17 protein-coding genes are annotated in these 19,238 nt (G+C 72.3%); 11 read left to right on the top strand and 6 right to left on the bottom strand.

What is annotated here, in order from left to right:
- Positions 1–1,563, bottom strand: a complete 1,563-nt coding sequence (gene guaB, locus ACPFP2_RS09070; RefSeq protein ID WP_424087917.1) for an IMP dehydrogenase — start codon at positions 1,561–1,563, stop codon at positions 1–3.
- A 198-nt stretch (positions 1,564–1,761) separates the two neighbouring features.
- On the opposite strand from guaB, the gene ACPFP2_RS09065 reads away from it, so the two are divergent.
- The gene (locus ACPFP2_RS09065; protein WP_424087915.1) at positions 1,762–2,172 is read left to right on the top strand and encodes a DUF5319 domain-containing protein; all 411 of its coding nucleotides are present in this window, start codon (positions 1,762–1,764) and stop codon (positions 2,170–2,172) included.
- 59 nt (positions 2,173–2,231) lie between these two features.
- Here ACPFP2_RS09065 and ACPFP2_RS09060 read toward each other — a convergent pair whose 3' ends face one another.
- Positions 2,232–3,050, bottom strand: coding sequence for a response regulator transcription factor (locus tag ACPFP2_RS09060; RefSeq protein ID WP_424087913.1), 819 nt, complete (start codon positions 3,048–3,050; stop codon positions 2,232–2,234).
- Positions 3,051–3,305: 255 nt separating this feature from the next.
- On the opposite strand from ACPFP2_RS09060, the gene ACPFP2_RS09055 reads away from it, so the two are divergent.
- Positions 3,306–3,689 (top strand): WhiB family transcriptional regulator, encoded by a 384-nt coding sequence (locus ACPFP2_RS09055; protein WP_424087911.1) that lies wholly within the window; start codon positions 3,306–3,308, stop codon positions 3,687–3,689.
- 126 nt (positions 3,690–3,815) lie between these two features.
- Here ACPFP2_RS09055 and ACPFP2_RS09050 read toward each other — a convergent pair whose 3' ends face one another.
- From ACPFP2_RS09050 to groES, 3 genes are all read right to left on the bottom strand, one after another.
- Positions 3,816–5,477 (bottom strand): molybdopterin-dependent oxidoreductase, encoded by a 1,662-nt coding sequence (locus ACPFP2_RS09050; protein WP_424087909.1) that lies wholly within the window; start codon positions 5,475–5,477, stop codon positions 3,816–3,818.
- 129 nt (positions 5,478–5,606) lie between these two features.
- Positions 5,607–7,247 carry a chaperonin GroEL gene (gene groL / locus ACPFP2_RS09045; protein WP_424087907.1) on the bottom strand — a complete coding sequence of 547 codons (1,641 nt, stop codon included), beginning with the start codon at positions 7,245–7,247 and terminating at the stop codon, positions 5,607–5,609.
- A gap of 70 nt (positions 7,248–7,317) precedes the next feature.
- On the bottom strand, positions 7,318–7,632 hold the full coding sequence (gene groES / locus ACPFP2_RS09040; protein ID WP_088998427.1) for a co-chaperone GroES: 315 nt from the start codon (positions 7,630–7,632) through the stop codon (positions 7,318–7,320).
- A gap of 378 nt (positions 7,633–8,010) precedes the next feature.
- On the opposite strand from groES, the gene ACPFP2_RS09035 reads away from it, so the two are divergent.
- From ACPFP2_RS09035 to ACPFP2_RS08995, 9 genes are all read left to right on the top strand, one after another.
- Positions 8,011–9,807: a sensor histidine kinase gene (locus tag ACPFP2_RS09035; RefSeq protein WP_424087904.1), complete on the top strand. Its 1,797-nt coding sequence runs from the start codon at positions 8,011–8,013 to the stop codon at positions 9,805–9,807.
- The gene (locus ACPFP2_RS09030; RefSeq protein ID WP_091290198.1) at positions 9,798–10,475 is read left to right on the top strand and encodes a response regulator transcription factor; all 678 of its coding nucleotides are present in this window, start codon (positions 9,798–9,800) and stop codon (positions 10,473–10,475) included. The genes ACPFP2_RS09035 and ACPFP2_RS09030 overlap by 10 nt, the downstream gene beginning before the upstream one ends.
- Before the next feature lie 129 nt (positions 10,476–10,604).
- On the top strand, positions 10,605–11,111 hold the full coding sequence (locus tag ACPFP2_RS09025; RefSeq protein ID WP_424087902.1) for a hypothetical protein: 507 nt from the start codon (positions 10,605–10,607) through the stop codon (positions 11,109–11,111).
- Positions 11,112–11,216: 105 nt separating this feature from the next.
- Positions 11,217–12,407 carry a THUMP-like domain-containing protein gene (locus ACPFP2_RS09020; RefSeq protein ID WP_424087900.1) on the top strand — a complete coding sequence of 397 codons (1,191 nt, stop codon included), beginning with the start codon at positions 11,217–11,219 and terminating at the stop codon, positions 12,405–12,407.
- Positions 12,408–12,501: 94 nt separating this feature from the next.
- Positions 12,502–12,984 (top strand): Cys-tRNA(Pro) deacylase, encoded by a 483-nt coding sequence (gene ybaK / locus ACPFP2_RS09015; protein ID WP_424087898.1) that lies wholly within the window; start codon positions 12,502–12,504, stop codon positions 12,982–12,984.
- 282 nt (positions 12,985–13,266) lie between these two features.
- Positions 13,267–14,367, top strand: a complete 1,101-nt coding sequence (locus ACPFP2_RS09010; RefSeq protein WP_424087895.1) for a sugar ABC transporter substrate-binding protein — start codon at positions 13,267–13,269, stop codon at positions 14,365–14,367.
- A 76-nt stretch (positions 14,368–14,443) separates the two neighbouring features.
- Positions 14,444–15,265, top strand: coding sequence for an ATP-binding cassette domain-containing protein (locus ACPFP2_RS09005; RefSeq protein WP_424087893.1), 822 nt, complete (start codon positions 14,444–14,446; stop codon positions 15,263–15,265).
- Complete coding sequence (locus tag ACPFP2_RS09000; protein WP_424087891.1) at positions 15,262–16,521, top strand: sugar ABC transporter permease; 1,260 nt, start codon at positions 15,262–15,264, stop codon at positions 16,519–16,521. Before ACPFP2_RS09005 ends, ACPFP2_RS09000 begins: the two co-directional genes overlap by 4 nt.
- A 44-nt stretch (positions 16,522–16,565) precedes the next feature.
- Positions 16,566–17,747: an ROK family protein gene (locus ACPFP2_RS08995; RefSeq protein ID WP_424087889.1), complete on the top strand. Its 1,182-nt coding sequence runs from the start codon at positions 16,566–16,568 to the stop codon at positions 17,745–17,747.
- Between the two features lie 137 nt (positions 17,748–17,884).
- Here the strand turns inward: ACPFP2_RS08995 and ACPFP2_RS08990 are convergent, their stop codons facing one another.
- Positions 17,885–19,171 (bottom strand): FG-GAP-like repeat-containing protein, encoded by a 1,287-nt coding sequence (locus ACPFP2_RS08990; protein ID WP_424087887.1) that lies wholly within the window; start codon positions 19,169–19,171, stop codon positions 17,885–17,887.
- Between the last annotated feature and the right edge of the window lie 67 nt (positions 19,172–19,238).

Raw genomic sequence — 19,238 nt, 5'->3', positions numbered from 1 at the left:
TCAGCGGGAGTGGTAGTTGGGCGCCTCGACGGTCATCTGGATGTCGTGCGGGTGGCTCTCCTTGAGCCCGGCCGCGGTGATCCGGATCAGCTGGCCGCGCCGGTGCAGCTCGGGGATGCTCTCCGCGCCGACGTACCCCATCGCGGCGCGCAGCCCGCCGATGAGCTGGTGGGCGACCGCGGAGAGCGGCCCCCGGTAGGGCACCTGGCCCTCGACGCCCTCGGGGACGAGCTTGTCCTCGGCGAGCACGTCCTGCTGGAAGTAGCGGTCCTTGGAGTAGGACTTGGCCTGGCCGCGGGACTGCATCGCGCCGAGCGACCCCATCCCCCGGTACGCCTTGTACTGCTTGCCGTTGATGAAGATCAGCTCGCCCGGGCTCTCCTCGCAGCCGGCCAGCAGGCTGCCGAGCATCACCGTGTCGGCGCCGGCCACCAGGGCCTTGGCGATGTCGCCGGAGTACTGGATGCCGCCGTCGCCGATCACCGGTACGCCGGCCGGCCGCGCGGCCCGCGCCGCCTCCATGATCGCGGTGATCTGGGGTACGCCCACCCCGGCGACGATCCGGGTGGTGCAGATCGCGCCCGGGCCCACGCCGACCTTGACACCGTCGGCGCCCGCGTCGACCAGCGCCTTCGCTCCGGCGTACGTGGCGACGTTGCCGCCGACGATGTCGATGCGGACGTCGGACTTGAGCCGGGCGACCATGTCCAGCACGGCCCGCTGGTGGCCGTGCGCGGTGTCCACGATCAGCACGTCGACGCCCGCGTCGACCAGCGTCCGGGCCCGCTTGTAGGCGTCCTCGCCGACGCCCACCGCGGCGGCGACCCGGAGCCGGCCCGCCTCGTCCTTGGTGGCGTTCGGGTACTGCTCGCTCTTGGTGAAGTCCTTGACGGTGATCAGCCCGCGCAGCTTGCCGGCGCCGTCGACGATCGGCAGCTTCTCCACCTTGTGCTGGCGCAGCAGGGCCAGCGCGTCGTCCTTGCTCACCCCGACCGGGGCGGTGACCAGCGGCGTCCGGGTCATGATCGCGTGCACCGGGGTGGCCGGGTCGGAGACGAAGCGCATGTCGCGGTTGGTGACGATGCCGACCAACTGCCCCTCGCCGTCGACCACCGGCACGCCCGAGATGCGGTAGCGGCCGCAGAGCTCGTCCACCTCGCGGAGGGTGTCGTCCGGGCTGGCCGTCACCGGGTTGGTGATCATGCCGGACTCGGAGCGCTTGACCAGGTCGACCTGGAGCGCCTGGTCCTCCAGGGAGAGGTTGCGGTGCAGCACGCCGATGCCGCCCTGGCGGGCCATCGCGATCGCCATCCGCGCCTCGGTGACCGTGTCCATCGCGCTGGAGAGCAGCGGCACGGTCAGCTCGACGTTGCGGGTGAGCCGGGTGCGGGTGTTGACCCGGCTGGGCACCACGTCCGACTCGCCCGGCTGGAGCAGCACGTCGTCGAAGGTCAGACCGAGTGGCACCACCCGCGCCGAACCGGCCGGCAGCTCCGGCAGGTGACCACCCAGCTCGCCGTTGTCGACGCCACCAGGAAGATCGGTGCTGGGCGAATTTTCCACGATTGCTCTCCTGAGCTGCTCGGACGGGCTTCAGCGAGGGGTGGCGCGCGGGCACCGGCGCACGCCGGCGTGACGGCACGTCGTTTCATCGTACCCATTGAGCTGCACGACCCCCGGCGGTGCCGGCGCGCGTCGGCGACGCCACAGCGACGGGACCGGGGGCAGGCGTCGCGGGTCCCCGAGGACTACGGTGAGGGGGTGCACGACGAGCCCATCGACCCGTTCAACGGCGACCCGGCCGATCCGGCTGCCGGCCTGCACGATCCTCGCGACGACGACGAGCTCGACCCGCTGACCGACGTCGAACGCCAGGACGTGCTGGAGGATCTGGCCGACCTGGAGATCTACCAGGCCCTGCTGGCGCCGATCGGGGTGCGCGGGCTGGTCATCGAGTGCGAGGACTGCCGGGAGCCGCACTACTTCGACTGGGACCTGCTCCGGGGCAACCTGCGCCACCTGCTGGACTCCGGCCGCCCCCGGGTGCACGAGCCGGCCTACGACCCGGATCCGGACCACTACGTCACCTGGGACTACGCGCGCGGCTACGCCGACGGCGTGCACGACACGCTGACCGAGGGGACCGAGGAGGACGACTCCGCCGACGGCTGACCGGCCGGCTCGCGCGCCGGTGGCCCGCGACGACCAGCCCGACGCTCGCGCCGGTGCGCTCAGACGACCAGGCCGGCGCGGAAGCCGGCGGCCACCGCGTGCGCCCGGTCCCGGGCGCCGAGCTTGCGGAACAGCCGGCGGGCGTGCGTCTTGACGGTGTCCTCCGAGACGAACAGCTCCCGCCCGATCTCGGCGTTGCTCTTCCCCTCGGCCATGCCGAGCAGCACCTGGAGTTCGCGCTCGGTCAGCCCGACCGTGCCCCGGCCACCGCGCGTGCCCTGCCCGCCCCGCTGACCGGCCGGCACCGGCGTCTCCGCCTCGGCGGTCTCCGCCTCCACCTCGTCGTCACCACGCTGCACCGGCACCACCGTCGGGGCGGCGCCCGGCTCGCCCGGCGCGGACCAGCCCGGCCCCGGCTTGTTCGGAGTACGACCGCCGGCCGGCCGGGGCGGCGCGCCGACCGCGGCGGTGTCCCGTGCCGGGTCGGTCACCCGGTTGCGGGCGGGCCGCCCGGGCCCGGAGAGCAGCAGCAGGGCCTTGGCCACCGCGCTGGTCAGGTCGTGGTCGGCGCCCTGGATCAGCCCACGGGCGCCGGCGCTGATGGTGGCCGCCGCGGCCTCGGACTCCTCCGTGCCGAGCAGCAGCACGTCGGCCTGCGGCGCGCGGGCCAGCACCCGGCGGACGAAGCCGGCGCTGTCGGGTCGGGTGAGGGCGGTGTCGGCGAGCACGACGTCGACCGGGCGCTCGGAGAGCCGCAGCATCACCTCCGGATCGGAGACGGCCGTCCGCACGACCGAGGCCAGGCCGAGCCGAGCGGCCGCCGAGGTCAACTGCTGCGCGGCGAGCGGTGTTCGTACGCAGACGAGAACGGTACGCACTGTGGTCTCCTCTCCGCAGAGAGCAGACCATGGCCGGGTGCGCCGGGGAGGAGGTTCCAGGCAATCCTCCGAACTTTTCCGACATCTGGGGCATATGCCGCGACTTGTCCGAGGTTTTCGATCACAGACGTGTGAGTCGGGGAAAGGTCGGGTACCGAGACGCCAGGCCGGAAACGGTGCGCCCGCGCGGACCGCCGCCCGGACGCCGGATGCGAACGAGAACCTCCGCGGTGCCGCGCGGGAGGAGGGGTGCTGATGTCGAACGTACGTAGACTGCCCGGACCCATCGTCGACCTCTGGGACTGGCAGCGTCTCGGCGCCTGCCGAGGCCGCGACAGCGCCCAGTTCTTCCACCCGGACGGCGAGCGTGGCTCCTCGCGGCTGCGCCGCGAGTCCGGCGCCAAGGCCGTCTGCCGCGCCTGCCCGGTCCGGGCCGAGTGCGCCGCCCACGCGCTCTCCGTCCGCGAGCCGTACGGGGTGTGGGGCGGCTTCAGCGAGGCGGAGCGGCTGCGGCTGCTCGCCCTCGGCTGGGAGGACCTGGCCGACCGCCGGCAGACCCGGGTCGACATCGCCCGGTTGGAGGCCCGCCTCGGCCGCCCGCACAAGTCCGCCATGCCGGACCAGCGCAAGATCGCCTGATCCCGACCGACCAGACCTCGTCGACGCCGCGTCCCGGACCTCGGGGCGCGGCGTCGCCGTGTGCGGCGGGGCGAGGCGTCGCGCGTGCCCGGAGGCGAGGCGTCGCCGGGTGCCCGGGCCGGCGGCTCAGCGGACCGTCACCCGCACGGTGTGCCAGCCGGTCGCGCCGTCCGGCTCGACCGGCTGCTCCCGCCCGGTCTGCGTCGCACCGGTGGCGTCGGTGGCCCGCACCTGGAGGGTGTGCTCGCCGGGGGTGGCGTCCCAGCGCCAGGACCACTGCACCCAGGTGTCCACCGACACCGTCGGGGCCAGCGTCGCGTCCCGCCACGGCCCGCCGTCGACGCGTACCTCGACGCGGCTGACGCCCCGGTGCTGCGCCCAGGCCACCCCGGCCACCACCACCGGCCCGGCGATGATCCGGTTGCGCGGGCGGGGCGTGTCGATCCGCGACTGCGTCTTCACCGGCCCCTGCGCCGACCAGCCCCGGGGCACCCAGTACGCGTCGAAGTCGGCGAAGCTGGTCAGCTCCAGCTCGGTCACCCACTTGCAGGCCGAGACGTAGCCGTACAGGCCGGGAACCACCATCCGGACCGGGAAGCCGTGCTCGACCGGCAGCGGTTCGCCGTTCATCCCCACCGCCAGCAGCGCGTCCCGCCCGTCGCGCAGCACGGCGGTCGGGGTGCCGCAGGTCCAGCCGTCCACCGAGCGCCCCACCACCTGGTCCGCGCCCTCCTCCGGCTGCACCTCGTCGAGCAGTTCCCGGATCGGCACGCCCAGCCACCGGGCGTTGCCGATCAGGTCCCCGCCCACCTCGTTGGAGACGCAGGCCAGGGTGACGTACCGCTCGACCATCGGCCGGGCGAGCAGGTCGGCGAAGCTCAGCTCGATCGGGTTGCGTACCCGCCCGTGGATGCGCAGCCGCCAGGTCTGCGGGTCCACCTGCGGGACCACGAGGGCGGTGTCGATCCGGTAGAAACCGCCGGTCGGAGTGGTGTAGGGGGCGAGCTGCGCCAGCGACAGGTCCGCGCCGGCCGGGACCGCCGGGGCGGCGGAGACCGGGGCGGGCAACGCGACCGCCTCGCGGGCCGCCGACACCCCCCGACGGCCGGCCAGCCAGTGCCCGCCCAGCCCGGCCACCGTGGCCGCGCCGGCCAGCACGCCCACCCCGCGCAGGAACCGCCGCCGCGACTCGGGGTCGGTCTGCTCCAGCGGCTCCCACCCGGGCGGCGGTCCGGTCACGCCGGGGCCCGGCGCAGCACCGCCGGATGAGGGCGGAACCGTGGTCGGGTCCGGGCCGGGCGTGTCCACGGCCGACGCCGGCGGGGGCTGCGGCGGGGTCCAGGGCCACGGGTCGACCTCAAGCGGCCCGGCCAGGAACGCCCAGAGCGCCAACGCGCCCAGCCCGCCGCCGACCAACGCCGGCAGCGCGTCGGCGGCGTCCGCGCCGGCCCGGGTCAGCGCGGCGGCCACTCCGAGGGCGGTGAAGGCCGCGATGCCGGCCAGCCCGATCCACAGCCGGCGGACGGCGAGCAGGCCGAGCAGCGCGGCTGTCGCGGCCAGCAGCAGCGCCGTCCCGACCAGCAGGGCGATCTTGTCGTACGTCCCGAAGACGTCGATGGCGAACTGCTTCACCGGCTCGGGGACGACGTCCACGACGAGCCCACCGACGGCGATCAGGGGTGCGGACCGGGGCCCGGTGAGGACCGCCACCGGTTCGGCGGCGCCGATGGCGACGGCGGCGGCGGTGATCCCGGCCAGCGCGGCGAGACCGCGGGGCGTGCTGCTCATCCGATCAGTCTTGTCGACCGACCGCACCCCCCGCCAACTCCGTCAGCGTTCCGTAATCCCCACCGAGCGGTGGGACGGGGAAGGGCGCGCCGTCCGGTGGGACGGCGCGCCCTTCGGTGGAGCTACGGGTCAGAAACCCGGGCCGTGCTGGTGGCCGTGGCCGTGGCCGTGGCCACCGGCGGCGGCCGGCTCGGCCTTCTCCGGCTTCTCCACGACGAGGCTCTCGGTGGTGAGCAGCAGACCGGCGATCGACGCGGCGTTGGTGACCGCGTTGCGGGTCACCTTGACCGGGTCGATGATGCCGGACTTGACCAGGTCGACGTACTGGCCGGTGGCGGCGTCGAGGCCGTTGCCCCACTCCTTGTCGGCGACCTTGTTGACCACGACGTAGCCGTCGTGGCCGGCGTTCTGGGCGATCCAGCGCAGCGGCTCGACCAGCGCCTTGCGCACGATCGAGACGCCGGTCTTCTCGTCACCGGTGAAACCCAGGTCGTCGGCGAGCACCGGAAGGATCTGGGCCAGGGCGGCGCCGCCGCCGGGGACCGTACCCTCCTCGACCGCGGCCTTGGTCGCGGCGATGGCGTCCTCGATGCGGTGCTTGCGCTCCTTCATCTCGACCTCGGTCGCCGCGCCCACCTTGATGACCGCGATGCCGCCGGAGAGCTTCGCCAGCCGCTCGGCCAGCTTCTCCCGGTCCCACTCGGAGTCCGAGGCCTCGATCTCCTTGCGGATCTGCGCGACCCGGTCGGCGACCTCGGAGGACTGGCCGCCACCGTCGACGACGGTGGTGTTCTCCTTGTCGACCACGACGCGCCGGGCGGTGCCGAGCACCTCCAGGCCGACCTGGTCGAGCTTGTAGCCCAGCTCCGGGGCGACCAGCTCGGCGCCGGTCAGGATCGCCATGTCCTGCAGCATCGCCTTGCGGCGGTCACCGAAGCCGGGGGCCTTCACCGCGCAGACCTTGAGGGTCTTGCGGATCGAGTTGACCACCAGGGTCGACAGCGCCTGGCCGTCGACGTCCTCGGCGATGATCAGCAGCGGCTTGCTGTTCTGGAGGACCTTCTCCAGCAGCGGCAGCAGCTCCTCGATCGCCGAGATCTTCTGCGTGGTGATGAGGATGTACGGGTCCTCCAGGACCGACTCCTGCGACTCCACGTCGGTGACGAAGTTCGGTGAGATGAAGCCCTTGTCGAACTGGAGACCCTCGGTCACGTCCAGCTCGGTGATGAGGGCGGAGCCCTCCTCGACGGTGATGACACCGTCGCGGCCGACCCTCTCCATCGCCTCGGCGATCAGCTCGCCGATGGTGGCGTCCTGCGCGGAGATCGTCGCGACGTGCGCGATCGACTCCTTGTCGGCCACCTCGACGGCCCGGTCGAGCAGCGCCTCGGAGACCTTGGCGGCCGCCGCGTCGATGCCCCGCTTGAGACCGGACGGGTTCGCCCCGGCGGTCACGTTGCGCAGGCCCTCGCGGACCATGGCCTGGGCCAGCACGGTGGCGGTGGTGGTCCCGTCGCCGGCGACGTCGTTGGTCTTCGTCGCCACCTCCTTGACCAGCTGCGCGCCGAGGTTCTCGTACGGGTTGGTGAGCTCGATCTCCTTGGCGATGGTCACGCCGTCATTGGTGATCGTGGGCGCACCGAATTTCTTGTCCAGGACGACGTTGCGCCCGCGCGGGCCGAGGGTGACCTTGACCGTGTCCGCGAGGGCGTTGACACCGTGCTCCAGCAGGTGCCGGGCGTCGTCCGAGAAGCTCAGGATCTTCGCCATCTGTATCCCTTCGAAGCGACGTTGCCCCGGCCCGGCGAGCCGGACCGGGGCAACGACACTGATCGGTTGCTTACTTCTCGATGACCGCGAGGACGTCGCGGGCGGAGAGCACCAGGTACTCCTCGCCGGCGTACTTGACCTCGGTGCCGCCGTACTTCGAGTACAGGACGGTGTCGCCGACCTTCACGTCGACCGGCACGCGGTTGCCCTTGTCGTCGATCCGGCCCGGGCCGACAGCGAGGACGGTGCCCTCCTGCGGCTTCTCCTTGGCGGTGTCAGGGATCACGATGCCCGAGGCGGTGGTGGTCTCGGCCTCGTTCGCCTGGACCACGATGCGGTCCTCGAGCGGCTTGATCGCAACCTTGGTCGCGGTAGTCACGGGCATACCCTCCTGGGGTACTTGGTGTCGTTACCGGTCGGCACGCCGACCAGCGTCAATCTGCCACATGCCACCGGGCGGGGCCGTCGTCGCGGGTGCCGGTCCGCCTGGCGTTCAGCCACCGGACCTGACGGCCCGGAAGCTGGCACCCTCAGGGTGAGAGTGCTAATCGCAGGTTATTCCTCGGCTAGCACTCCGTCAAGGAGAGTGCCAACGCGCCGGTGTCGTGTCACCCCGCCGGGCACGCCCGGCCAGCACCCGGCACCGTGGTCCGACGGCGCCTCGACGGCCCGGCACCGTGTCCACCATCCGACCGATCGAGACGGTTAACTGGGCTGGCACCGCGTGGTTACGCTCGGCACCCAGCCGATCCGGAGGTCCGCGGTGAGCATCATCGTCGAAGGTGCGGTCGGCCGACAGCCGGGACCGGACAGCCCGACCCGGCGCGCCGCGATGGCCCGCCGGACCGCCGTCGCCGCCGGCGCCGGCCTCAGCCTCGCCGCCGTCGGCACGGCGCTGTCGTCACCCGTGGCGCCGACCGGCTGGACCACCGGGGCGCTGCACAGCTTCGGTGTGCTGCTCATCGTCGCCGGCTTCGTCGTCTCCGCCCGCTCGGCGGCACCCCGGATCGGCTGGCTGATGGTCTGTTGCGGAGGCCTCTACCACCTGGGTGACCTGCGGGCCAGCGAGCAGCCGTGGCTCTTCATGGTCGGCTTCTGCCTGGCCTACCTCTGGACGGCGGTGCTGGCGCACATCGCCCTGGCCCTGCCGGCCGGTCGGGTCGACGACGCGGTCAGCCGCGCCCTGGTCGTCGCCTCCTACCTGGCGGCGGTCGGCACCCAGGTGGGCCGGTTCGTCGCCGAACGCCCGCAGCCGCCCTGGTGGTGGAACCTCACCCCGCCGCCGACCTCGCCCTGGGCCACCATCGGCAGCCTGACCTACGCGGCACTGACCCTCGCCGTGCTGGTGGTGGTCGCCCGTCGCTGGGTGACCTCCACCCGGCTGCGGCGGCGACCCGCCGGACCGATCTGGGCGGCCACCATGGTGCTCGGCGCGGCCGGTCTCACCGTGGCGGTGGCCGCGCGGGCCGGCGCGCCGCCGGCGGTCCATGTCGGCACGCTGGCCACCGCGCTCACCCTCGACCTGCTGGTCATCCCGCTGGTGGCGCTCACCCGACGGATCCGCTCCACCCGGGCCCAGAGCCACGCCGCCCGGGTCCTGCTGGGACTGGACGGCCGGCAGCTCCCCCACCCGGGGAGGCTGGGCCGGACGCTCGCCGAGGCGGTCGGCGATCCGGCGCTGCGCGTCACGTACCCGCAGGGCGGAGGAGCGCTCTGCGGCCATGGGAACCCGACGCCGCCGGTACCCCGGGAAGCCGGGCAGGCGGTCACCGCCATACGGCGAAACGGTGCCGTGATCGCCCGGATCATCCATGACGAGGCCCTGAACGAGCAGCTCGACGTGACCCGGACCGCCTTCGGAATCGCCGGCCTGACGATCGAGAACGCCATCCTGTACCGGGCGCAACAGGCACGGATCGAGGAGCTGCGCCACTCCCGACTCCGGGTCTCCACGGCGGGCTTCGAGGAGCGGCGACGCATCCAACGGGACCTGCACGACGGGGCGCAGCAGCAGTTGTACGCGGTGCTGATGCTGCTCGACACGATCCGCGACGCGCCGGCCGTCGGCGTACCGGCCGAACTCCACCGGATCCGCGCGACCGCCGGGCGAGCCCACCTGCTGCTCCGGGACGCGATCAGCGGACTGCAGCAGCTGACCCAGGGCATCTATCCGGCGGCGCTGCTCGGGCACGGGCTCGCCGGCGCCGTGGGGCTGCTCGCCGAGGTCGCCCCCGTGCCGCTCGACGTCCGGGTGCCGTCGCGACGCTGGCCCCGGCACGTCGAGGTCACCGCGTACTTCTTCATCGCCGAAGGGGTTGCGAACGCGTACAAGCACGCGCGGGCCGAACGGGTCACCGTGGTCGCCGAGGAGCGCGGCCTGCAGCTCCACGTCGAGGTCACCGACGACGGGGACGGCGGCGCGACGGCGCGGCCGGGCTCCGGGCTGAGCGGACTACGGGACCGGATCGCCGCGGTGGGCGGCGACCTGACCATCGCCAGCCCCGCGGGCGGCGGCACCCGACTCGCCGCGACCCTGGCCCTGGAGGAACCGTGCGGATAGGGATCGTCGAGGACCAGCCACTGCTGCGTACCGCACTGGCGGAGGTGCTCTCCGCGCGCGGCATGGCCGTGGTCGGCGTCGCCGGTGACCCTGCCGAGGCGCTGCGGCTCGGCGACCGGGAACGGCCCGACGTGATGCTGCTGGACATCCGGCTGCCACCCACCTTCGTCGACGAGGGGCTCCAGATCGCGGAGGCGATGCGGCGCCGGCATCCGACGGTGGGTCTGCTCGTCCTCTCGTCGCACGCCGAGGTCGCCTTCGCCCAACGGCTGCTCAGCATGGAGGAGGACACTCGCGGCGTGGGCTACCTGCTCAAGGAACGGGTCGGCGAGGTGGCCGAGCTGGCCGACGCCGTACGCCGGGTGGCCGGTGGGGAGGTGATCGTCGACCGTTGCCTGATCCAGCGGTTGATGGCCCGCCCCCGGCTCGGTGACCCGCTGGACCGGCTGAGCCCACACGAGCGTCGGGTCCTGGCGCTGGTCGCCGAGGGGCGGTCGAACCTGGGCATCGCCGAGCAGATGGGCTGTCAGGTCGGCACCGTGGAGAAGCATCTCTCGGCGATCACCGGCAAGCTCCGCCTGATCCCCGGCGACGCCCGGGCCCGCCGGGGGATCAACGTCCGGGTCCTGGCGACGCTCGCCTTCCTCGGCGGCACCGGAACCGGCTGACCGCCACCCGGTTTTCCCACCTTCGGGCCTGCGGTTCCCCGACCCGCAAAGCCCGGCAAGCCCGGTGTCCCGGACGGCCTCCGGGGCGCAGCCTTGACCTGGGTACCCCCACCAGAGAAAGGACCCCACATGGGCATCCGCTTTCCCCGCCTCAGGACCCTGGTGCTGTTCGTCGCCACCAGCATGCTGGCGACGCTCGGCGTCACCGTCCTGGCAACGCCGGCAAGCGCCGGGCGGATCGGTAGCTGCGCCAGCCTGAGGAGCTTCACCCTCGTCTTCCAGACCGGCGGGGACGACCTGCGCGGCAACTCGGAGGTCATCCCCTTCCTGCGGACCACCTCCGGCGACGTCGAGCTGCAACACTTCTGGGGCGGCTTCGCCAACAACAGCTCCAACTCCCGGACGGTCACCTTCATCAACCCGAACTGGGCGGTCAACTCCTGCTCCGTGACCGGGGTGAGGCTGCGGATGATCTCCCACCCGGAGTGGTACGAGGGCCCCGACAACTGGAACATGGACGGCTTCAGCCTCTACGGGTACGCCTCGACCGGCAGCTACCGGTACCACATGTCGGCCAGCGGCGCCCCGCTCAAGCGCTTCACCAACACCGACCAGTGGTGGTCGATGCTCGGCTGACGTTCCCGCGACACGGGTGGCGACCGGGGACGGTCGCCACCCCCGCGCGTCCGGGCCCGAACCGGTTCCGTACCGGGCCGCACCGGCCTGCCGCACAATGGCGCGGTGGAACTCGACCAACTGGCCGCGCTGCGTACCCCCGAGGGGTCGGCCGCGCTGGCCGCGGCGACCGAGGTGGCCGGCGGCGACCCGCTGGCAGCGGCGGCCGCGCTGCGCGCCACCGGGGTCCCCGCCGGACTGTCCGCCGCCGCGCTGACCCAGGCCGAGCTGCGCCGCCGGGCGGTCGGCAAGTTCGGCCCGGAGGCCGCCGGGATGTTCCTCACCCGGGCCGGGCTGGAGCAGGCCACCCGCCGGCCGGTGGCCGACCGGCGGGCCGCGCGGTTGCGCGCCGCCGGGGTGACCACCCTCGCCGACCTCGGTTGCGGCCTCGGGGCCGACGCGCTCGCTGCCGCCCGCGCCGGCATCCGGGTGTACGGCGTGGAGGCCGACCCGGTCACCGCCGCGATGGCCGCCGCGAACGCCGAGGCGGCGGGACTGGCCGGACTGTTCACCGTGCAGGTCGGCGACGCGACCGCGTTCGACGTGACCCGGGTCGAGGGCGTCTTCTGTGATCCGGCACGGCGGAGGGCCGGCACCGGCCGGCGGATCTTCGACCCGAACTCCTACTCCCCGCCCTGGGACTTCGTCACCGGTCTCGCCGAGCGGGTGCCGCGCACGGTGGTGAAGGTGGCCCCCGGCATCGACCACGCGCTGATCCCGGCCGGCGCCGAGGCGGAGTGGGTCAGTGTGGACGGCGACCTGGTGGAGGCGGCGCTCTGGTGCGGTCGGCTGGCCGAGCTGCCCCGCCGGGCCACCCTGCTGCGCGGCGGCGCGGTGCACACCCTCACCGGCGCGGGGGCGGCGGAGGCGCCGGTCGGGCCCACCCGCCGCTTCCTGTACGACCCGGACCCGGCCGTGGTCCGCGCGCACCTGGTCGCCGAACTGGCCGACACCCTCGACGCCACGCTGGCCGACGGAAGCATCGCCTACCTGTACGCGGACACTCCGACGGCCACCCCGTTCGCCCGCTGCCTGGAGGTCACCGACGTGCTGCCGTTCTCGCTCAAGCGGCTGCGTGCCCTGCTGCGGGAACGCCGGGTGGGCCGGGTGGAGATCCTCAAGCGGGGCTCGGCGCTGGAGCCGGAGAAGCTGCGCCGCGACCTGAGACTGGCCGGCGACACCGCCGCCAGCCTGGTGCTGACCCGGGTGGCCGGGGCACCCACGGTGCTGGTCTGCCGGCCCGTGCCACCGGCCTGACGGGTCGGCCGTCCGGCAGGGGTACACCGGCCGACGCGGACGGGGCCGTGATTCCGGCTGGCCGGGTCGGGGCGGCCGGGTTAGCTTGACGGTCATGGCGGGACAGGGCACTCCGGCGACGGCGCTGCTGGCGAAGCGGAAGATCGCGCACCGCACCCATCCGTACGACGTCTCCCCGGACGCCCCGAACTACGGTGCCCTGGTCGCGGCGGCCCTCGGGGCGCCACCGGAACGGGTCTTCAAGTCGCTGGTCGCCGAGGTCGACGGCGCGCTCACCGTGGCAGTCGTCCCGGTCACCGGGGAACTGGACCTCAAGGCGCTCGCGGCGGCGGTCGGCGGCAAGCGTGCCGCCATGGCGGACCGTACGGTGGCGGAGCGGGCCACCGGCTACGTCCGGGGCGGGATCAGCCCGCTCGGCCAGCGCCGACGCCTGCCCACCGTGCTGGACTCCTCCGCCCTGACCCACGACACCATCTACGTCTCCGCCGGCCGGCGCGGCCTCCAGCTGGAACTGGCCCCGGCCGACCTGATCTCCCTCACCACCGCCACCCCCGCCCCCATCGCCACCCCCTCCTGACCCACCCACCCGCGTTGATCATGAAGTTATTGCCACCCGTCCCGGCGTGTCGTGACAACGACTTCATGATCAACGAAAGGTTCGGGGCGAGGTGTGGGGCGAGGTGCGGGGCGGCCTTGCTGGGTGGATGTCCGGTGGATGGCTTTTGCGTTGCTGAATTGTTACCGCCGCCAACAAACTTCTGACCTCGACAGTCTTGCGCGTGGCGTGTGACCGGGAATACGTTGCCGGACACAACAAACACCGACCACTACTCCCCCACCCCCGAAAGGACCCGTGCTCATGCGCAAGGGCTTCCTCACCTTCGCCGCCGTGGGCCTGCTGGCCACCGGCAGCATGGCCGCCTGTGGCGACGACTCCGGCAGCAACGAGGCCGGCGGGTCGTCCGACAAGAAGCCGAAGATCGGCGTGATCCTCCCGGACAGCAAGTCCTCCGCCCGCTGGGAGGGCGCGGACCGCAAGTTCCTGGAGGAGGCCTTCAAGGCCGCCGACGTCGACTACGACATCCAGAACGCGCAGGGCGACAAGAACGCCTTCCAGACCATCGCCGACCAGATGATCACCAACGGCGTCACCGCCCTGATGATCGTCAACCTGGACTCCGGCACCGGCAAGGCCGTGCTCGACAAGGCCAAGTCGCAGGGCGTGGCCACCATCGACTACGACCGGCTCACCCTGGGCGGCTCCGCGCAGTACTACGTCAGCTTCGACAACGAGGCCGTCGGCAAGCTCCAGGGCGAGGGTCTGGCCAAGTGCCTGACCGACAAGGGCGTCAAGAACCCGTCGATCGCGTACCTCAACGGCTCGCCGACCGACAACAACGCCACCCTGTTCAAGAACGGCTACGACTCGGTGCTCAAGCCGAAGTTCGACGCCAAGGAGTACACCCAGGTCGCCGACGACGCCGTGCCGGACTGGGACAACGCCCAGGCCGCCACGATCTTCGAGCAGCAGCTCACCAAGGCCGGCGGCAAGATCGACGGCGTGCTCGCCGCCAACGACGGCCTCGGCAACGCGGCCATCTCCGTGCTGAAGAAGAACAAGCTCAACGGCAAGGTCCCGGTCACCGGCCAGGACGCCACCCCGCAGGGCCTGCAGAACATCCTCGCCGGCGACCAGTGCATGACGGTCTACAAGGCGATCAAGGAGGAGGCGAAGGCCGCCTCCGAGCTGGCCATCGCGGTCGCCAAGGGCGAGAAGAAGGAGACCGGCCAGACGGTTAAGGACCCGGAGGGTGGCCGTGACGTGGCCGCCGTCCTGCTCACCCCGAAGGCCATCTACAAGGAGAACGTCAAGGACGTCATCGCCGACGGCTTCGTCACGAAGGACGAGGTCTGCACCGGGGCGTACGCCAAGCTCTGCGCCGACGCCGGCATCAGCTGACCCGTACCGTCCCACCCCGCTCCCGGCGGCGCCGCCGGACGGGCTCCGACCTCCCCTCCGTGCAAAGGAGACCCCCGTGTCCGCGACCCCCCTGCTGGAACTACGCGGGATCGACAAGAGCTTCGGTCCCGTCCAGGTGCTCCGCGACGTCGCCTTCACCGCTCACCCCGGTGAGGTGACCGCGCTGGTCGGCGACAACGGCGCCGGCAAGTCGACCCTGGTCAAGTGCATCAGCGGCATCTACCCCACCGACAGCGGCGAGTTCCTCTTCGAGGGGCGGCCGGTGAGCATCAACAGCCCCCGGGACGCCGCCGCGCTCGGCATCGAGGTCGTCTACCAGGACCTCGCGCTCTGCGACAACCTCGACATCGTGCAGAACATGTTCCTCGGCCGGGAGAAGCGCAGCGGGCTGGTGCTCGACGAGCCGACCATGGAGCAGATGGCCGCCGAGACGCTCGCCGGGCTCAGCGTCCGGACGGTGAAGTCGCTGCGCCAGCACGTCTCCAGCCTCTCCGGGGGTCAGCGCCAGACCGTGGCCATCGCCAAGGCGGTGCTCTGGAACAGCAAGCTGGTCATCCTCGACGAGCCGACCGCCGCGCTCGGCGTCGCGCAGACCGCCCAGGTGCTGGAGCTGGTCCGCAGGCTCGCCGACAAGGGCCTGGCCGTGGTGCTCATCTCGCACAACATGAACGACGTCTTCGCCGTCTCCGACCGGATCGCCGCGCTCTACCTGGGCCAGATGGTCGCGCAGGTGAGGACCACCGACATCACCCACTCACAGGTGGTCGAGCTGATCACCGCCGGCCGCTCCGGCAACCTCGGCCTCGTCGAGGCGGGCGCGGGCAGCGCCGGCGCCGCCACGGGGTCCACCGACACCACCTCGGGAGCCGTCCGATGACCACCACAGCCGTCAAGAAGGCAGGCCCGGCCGCCGTCGCGCCGACGCCCACGGTGGGCAGCCACGCCCGCAACTACGTCAGCCGGGTACGCGGTGGCGACATCGGCGCGCTCCCGGCGGTGCTCGGCCTGATCGTGCTCTGCACGGTCTTCGCCGTCATGCGGCCGTCGTTCCTCACCGCCGGCAACTTCGCCAACCTGTTCACCCAGGGCGCGGCCGTCACCCTGATCGCGATGGGCCTGGTCTTCGTCCTGCTGCTCGGCGAGATCGACCTCTCGGCCGGCTTCGCCAGCGGCGTCTGCGCGGCGATCCTGGCCAACGTCGCCACCGTGCTCGGCTACCCCTGGTACGTGGCCGTGCTCGCCGCCATCGTCACCGGCGTGGTCATCGGCACGACGCTCGGCGTCCTGGTCGCGAAGATCGGCATCCCGTCCTTCGTGGTCACCCTGGCCGGCTTCCTCGCCTTCCAGGGCATCGTGCTGATGCTGATGGACGACGGCGCGAACATCTCCATCCGCGACGACACCCTGGTCGCGATCGCCAACCGCAACCTGCCGCCGGTCCTCGGCTGGTCCCTCGCCGCCGCCGCGGTCGCCGGGTACGCCGCCGTTCAGCTGCTGCGGCACCGCAACCGGGCCGCCCGCGGCCTGCTCACCGACCCGCTCGCGGTGGTGGCCGCCCGGATCGGCGCGCTGGCGCTGATCCTCGGCGTCGCGGTCTACATCCTCAACCTGGAGCGCAGCCGCAACGTCCTGGTCACCTCGCTCAAGGGCGTGCCGATCGTGGTGCCGATCATCGCGATCCTGCTGGTCGTCTGGACCTTCGTGCTCCAGCGCACCAGCTACGGCCGGCACGTCTACGCGGTCGGCGGCAACAAGGAGGCCGCCCGCCGGGCCGGCATCAACGTCGACCGGATCCGCATCTCGGTCTTCGTGATCTGCTCCTCGATGGCCGCCGTCGGCGGCATCGTGGCCGCCAGCCGGGCCAACTCCGTCGACCCGAACACCGGTGGCAGTAACGTACTGCTCTACGCGGTCGGCGCGGCGGTGATCGGCGGCACCAGCCTCTTCGGCGGCAAGGGCCGGGTCCTCGACGCGGTGCTCGGCGGCGCCGTCGTCGCGGTCATCGACAACGGCATGGGCCTGATGGGTTACAGCTCGGGAGTCAAGTACGTGGTGACGGGTGTGGTGCTCCTCCTCGCGGCCAGCGTCGACGCGCTGTCGCGGCGTCGCTCCGCCGCCAGCGGCACCCGTTGACGCCCGGCAGACGCTGAGCAGCGGGGACACGGAGTGCCAGAACGATGCGGGTAGGACCGAGCCAGGACGAGATCCGGCGGCAGAACCTCGGTGCGCTGCTGCGTCACGTCCACGTCCACGGCGCGACCTCCCGCGCCGAGTTGACCACCACGCTCGGGCTCAACCGCAGCACCATCGGCGCGCTGACCGCCGACCTGGCCGGCGCCGGGCTGGTCAGTGAGGGGACGCCGAAGGAGACCGGCCGGGCCGGACGACCGTCGCTGGTCGTCCGGCCCGAGTCGGCCCGGGTGTACGCGTACGCGTACTCGATCGAGGTGGACCGGCTGCGGGCCGCACGGGTCGGGCTCGGCGGTGAGATCCTCGACCGCCGCGACCTCGACCGGCCGCGCGGCCTGGACGCCGGGGAGACCGCGCCGCTGCTGGCCGGCGCGCTCAAGGAGATGCACCAGAGCGTCCCGGCCGGGGCGCTCTGCGTCGGCGCGGGCGTGGCGGTCTGCGGCATGGTCCGCAAGGCCGACGGGCTGGTCCGGCTCGGCCCGACCACCGGCTGGGTGGACGAGCCGATCGGCGCCACCCTCGCCGACGAACTCGGCATCGACGTGCCGATCACGGTGGGCAACGTGGCGGACGTGGCCGCCTTCGCCGAGCACGCCCGGGGCGTCGCCGCCGGCTGCGACAACGTCATCTACCTCTACGGGGACGTCGGCGTGGGCGCCGGCATCATCGCCGGCGGGCGGCGGGTGACCGGCCACGGCGGGTACGGCGGCGAGGTCGGGCACATGGTCGTGGTCCGCGACGGGGCGCGCTGCGAGTGCGGCTCGCGCGGCTGCTGGGAGACCGAGATCGGCGAGTACGGCCTGCTGCGGGCGGCCGAACGCTCCGACGCCCGGGGCCGCGAGGCGCTGCTGGCCCTCTTCGACGCCGCCGACCGGGGTGACGCCCGCGCCCAGACGGCGGTCCGTCAGGCCGGCGACTGGCTCGGCTTCGGCGTCGGCAACCTGGTCAACATCTTCAACCCGGAGATGGTCATCTTCGGCGGCACCATGCGCGACCTCTACCTCGCCGCCGCCGCTCAGGTCCGCAGCCGGCTCAACCAGGTCGGGCTCCCCGCCTGCCTGGAGCACGTACGGCTGCGCACGCCCAAGCTCGGCGACGACGCGGCGCTGGTCGGGGCGGCCGAACTGGCCTTCGAGCGGCTGCTGGCCGACCCGCTCGACGTGGGCTGAGCCGACACGACGACCGGCCCGCCCCCGGATCCACCTGGCAGGACCGTGCGCACCGACGTGGGCTCGGTCGAGGTGTGAGGGCCGTACGAAACGTGAAGACGGTGCGGGCGGCGACCGCCGCCCGCACCGTCCGTATCTCACATCACGAACGGGAACGTGCCCCAGTTGTGACCGAGCTTGACCGGGGTGCCGAAGCCGGTGCCCCAGTGCGGGTAGTACCAGAGGTAGCCGCCGGCGTCTACGCCGAGCACGTCCGCCTGACCGTCGCCGGAGAAGTCGGAGGCGAAGACATGCTTGAAGGTGCCCCAGCCGTGACCGATCTGCACCGGCGCGCTGAGGCCGGTTCCGTTGTGCGGGTAGTACCACAGGTAGCCGTTGGCATCGACAGCCAGCACGTCCGCCTGCCCGTCACCGCTCCAGTCCGCAGCCGTCACGTGCTTGAACGTGCTCCAGCCGTGACCGATCTGCACCGGCGCGCTGAGGCCGGTTCCGTTGTGCGGGTAGTACCACAGGTAGCCGTTGGCATCGACAGCCAGCACGTCCGCCTGCCCGTCACCGCTCCAGTCCGCAGCCATGACGTGCTTGAACGTGCCCCAGCCGTGACCGATCTTCGTCCGGGTCGACAGGCTGTTGTTGTTGTTCGGGTAGTAGTAGAGGTCGCCCACCGAGTCGACGGCCAGCACGTCCGCGTGGCCGTCACCGCTCCAGTCGTCGGCCATCACGTGCTTGAACGTGCCCCAGCCGTGACCGATCTTCGTCCGGGTCGACAGGCTCTTGTTGTTGTTCGGGTAGTAGTAGAGGTCGCCCACCGAGTCGACGCCCAGCACGTCCGCGTAGCCGTCACCGCTGAAGTCGGAGACGGTCTCCGTCGAGCGGGGGGCACTGCCGCAGTTGGCGCTGGTGATCCAGCGGTCGGCGCTGGCGTCGGTGGTCATTCCGGACCGGACCCCGTTGAAGTAGGCCTCGGTCCGGACACCGTCGGCGTACTGGACGTAGTGCAGGTGCGGGCCGGTCGAGTAACCGGTGCTGCCGACGTAGCCGATCCGCTGGCCGATAGCGACCGACTGGCCCTTGGTGACCGCCGGCGCGTACTGCATGTGCAGGTACTGGGTCTGCCAGCCGCCAGGGTGGTCGATCATGACCCACCAGCCGCCGCTGTCTCCCCAGCCGGAGAAACTCACCGTGCCGCTGGCCGATGCGAGGATGGACCGGCCCAGGCTGTTGCCGCTGGAGTGGGTGAAGTCGATTTTGTAGCTGCCATGGCCGTCGTACGTGGCCATCTTCCAGGTCTCGCCGCACGGGAACGGCACCTGGAAGAGCGGTCGTGTACCGGCGGCGGCGGCGGGCGTGGCGACAGTGACGGCAGCCAGGGCGACCAGGGCCATCAGTGCCGTGGCGGTACGGCGAAGAGAACGTGTGAACAAGGACGAAAGCCTCTCTGTCGGGCAGCAGGATGCAGAGGCCCTCCCAGCACGCACCGGGACGCCTCCA

The organism is Micromonospora citrea (assembly GCF_049629545.1).
GTDB lineage: Bacteria > Actinomycetota > Actinomycetes > Mycobacteriales > Micromonosporaceae > Micromonospora > Micromonospora citrea_A.
This window is presented reverse-complemented; position numbering and strand designations above follow the sequence as displayed.

What these genes read in the sequence shown, in the direction of transcription:
- ybaK (WP_424087898.1), top strand. Translation starts at nt 12,502, where the DNA reads ATGGCGGGACAGGGCACTCCGGCGACGGCGCTGCTGGCGAAGCGGAAG.
- ACPFP2_RS09025 (WP_424087902.1), top strand. Translation starts at nt 10,605, where the DNA reads ATGGGCATCCGCTTTCCCCGCCTCAGGACCCTGGTGCTGTTCGTCGCC.
- ACPFP2_RS09050 (WP_424087909.1), bottom strand. Translation starts at nt 5,477, where the DNA reads ATGAGCAGCACGCCCCGCGGTCTCGCCGCGCTGGCCGGGATCACCGCC.
- ACPFP2_RS09010 (WP_424087895.1), top strand. Translation starts at nt 13,267, where the DNA reads ATGCGCAAGGGCTTCCTCACCTTCGCCGCCGTGGGCCTGCTGGCCACC.
- ACPFP2_RS09055 (WP_424087911.1), top strand. Translation starts at nt 3,306, where the DNA reads ATGTCGAACGTACGTAGACTGCCCGGACCCATCGTCGACCTCTGGGAC.
- groL (WP_424087907.1), bottom strand. Translation starts at nt 7,247, where the DNA reads ATGGCGAAGATCCTGAGCTTCTCGGACGACGCCCGGCACCTGCTGGAG.
- groES (WP_088998427.1), bottom strand. Translation starts at nt 7,632, where the DNA reads ATGCCCGTGACTACCGCGACCAAGGTTGCGATCAAGCCGCTCGAGGAC.
- ACPFP2_RS09000 (WP_424087891.1), top strand. Translation starts at nt 15,262, where the DNA reads ATGACCACCACAGCCGTCAAGAAGGCAGGCCCGGCCGCCGTCGCGCCG.
- ACPFP2_RS08995 (WP_424087889.1), top strand. Translation starts at nt 16,566, where the DNA reads ATGCGGGTAGGACCGAGCCAGGACGAGATCCGGCGGCAGAACCTCGGT.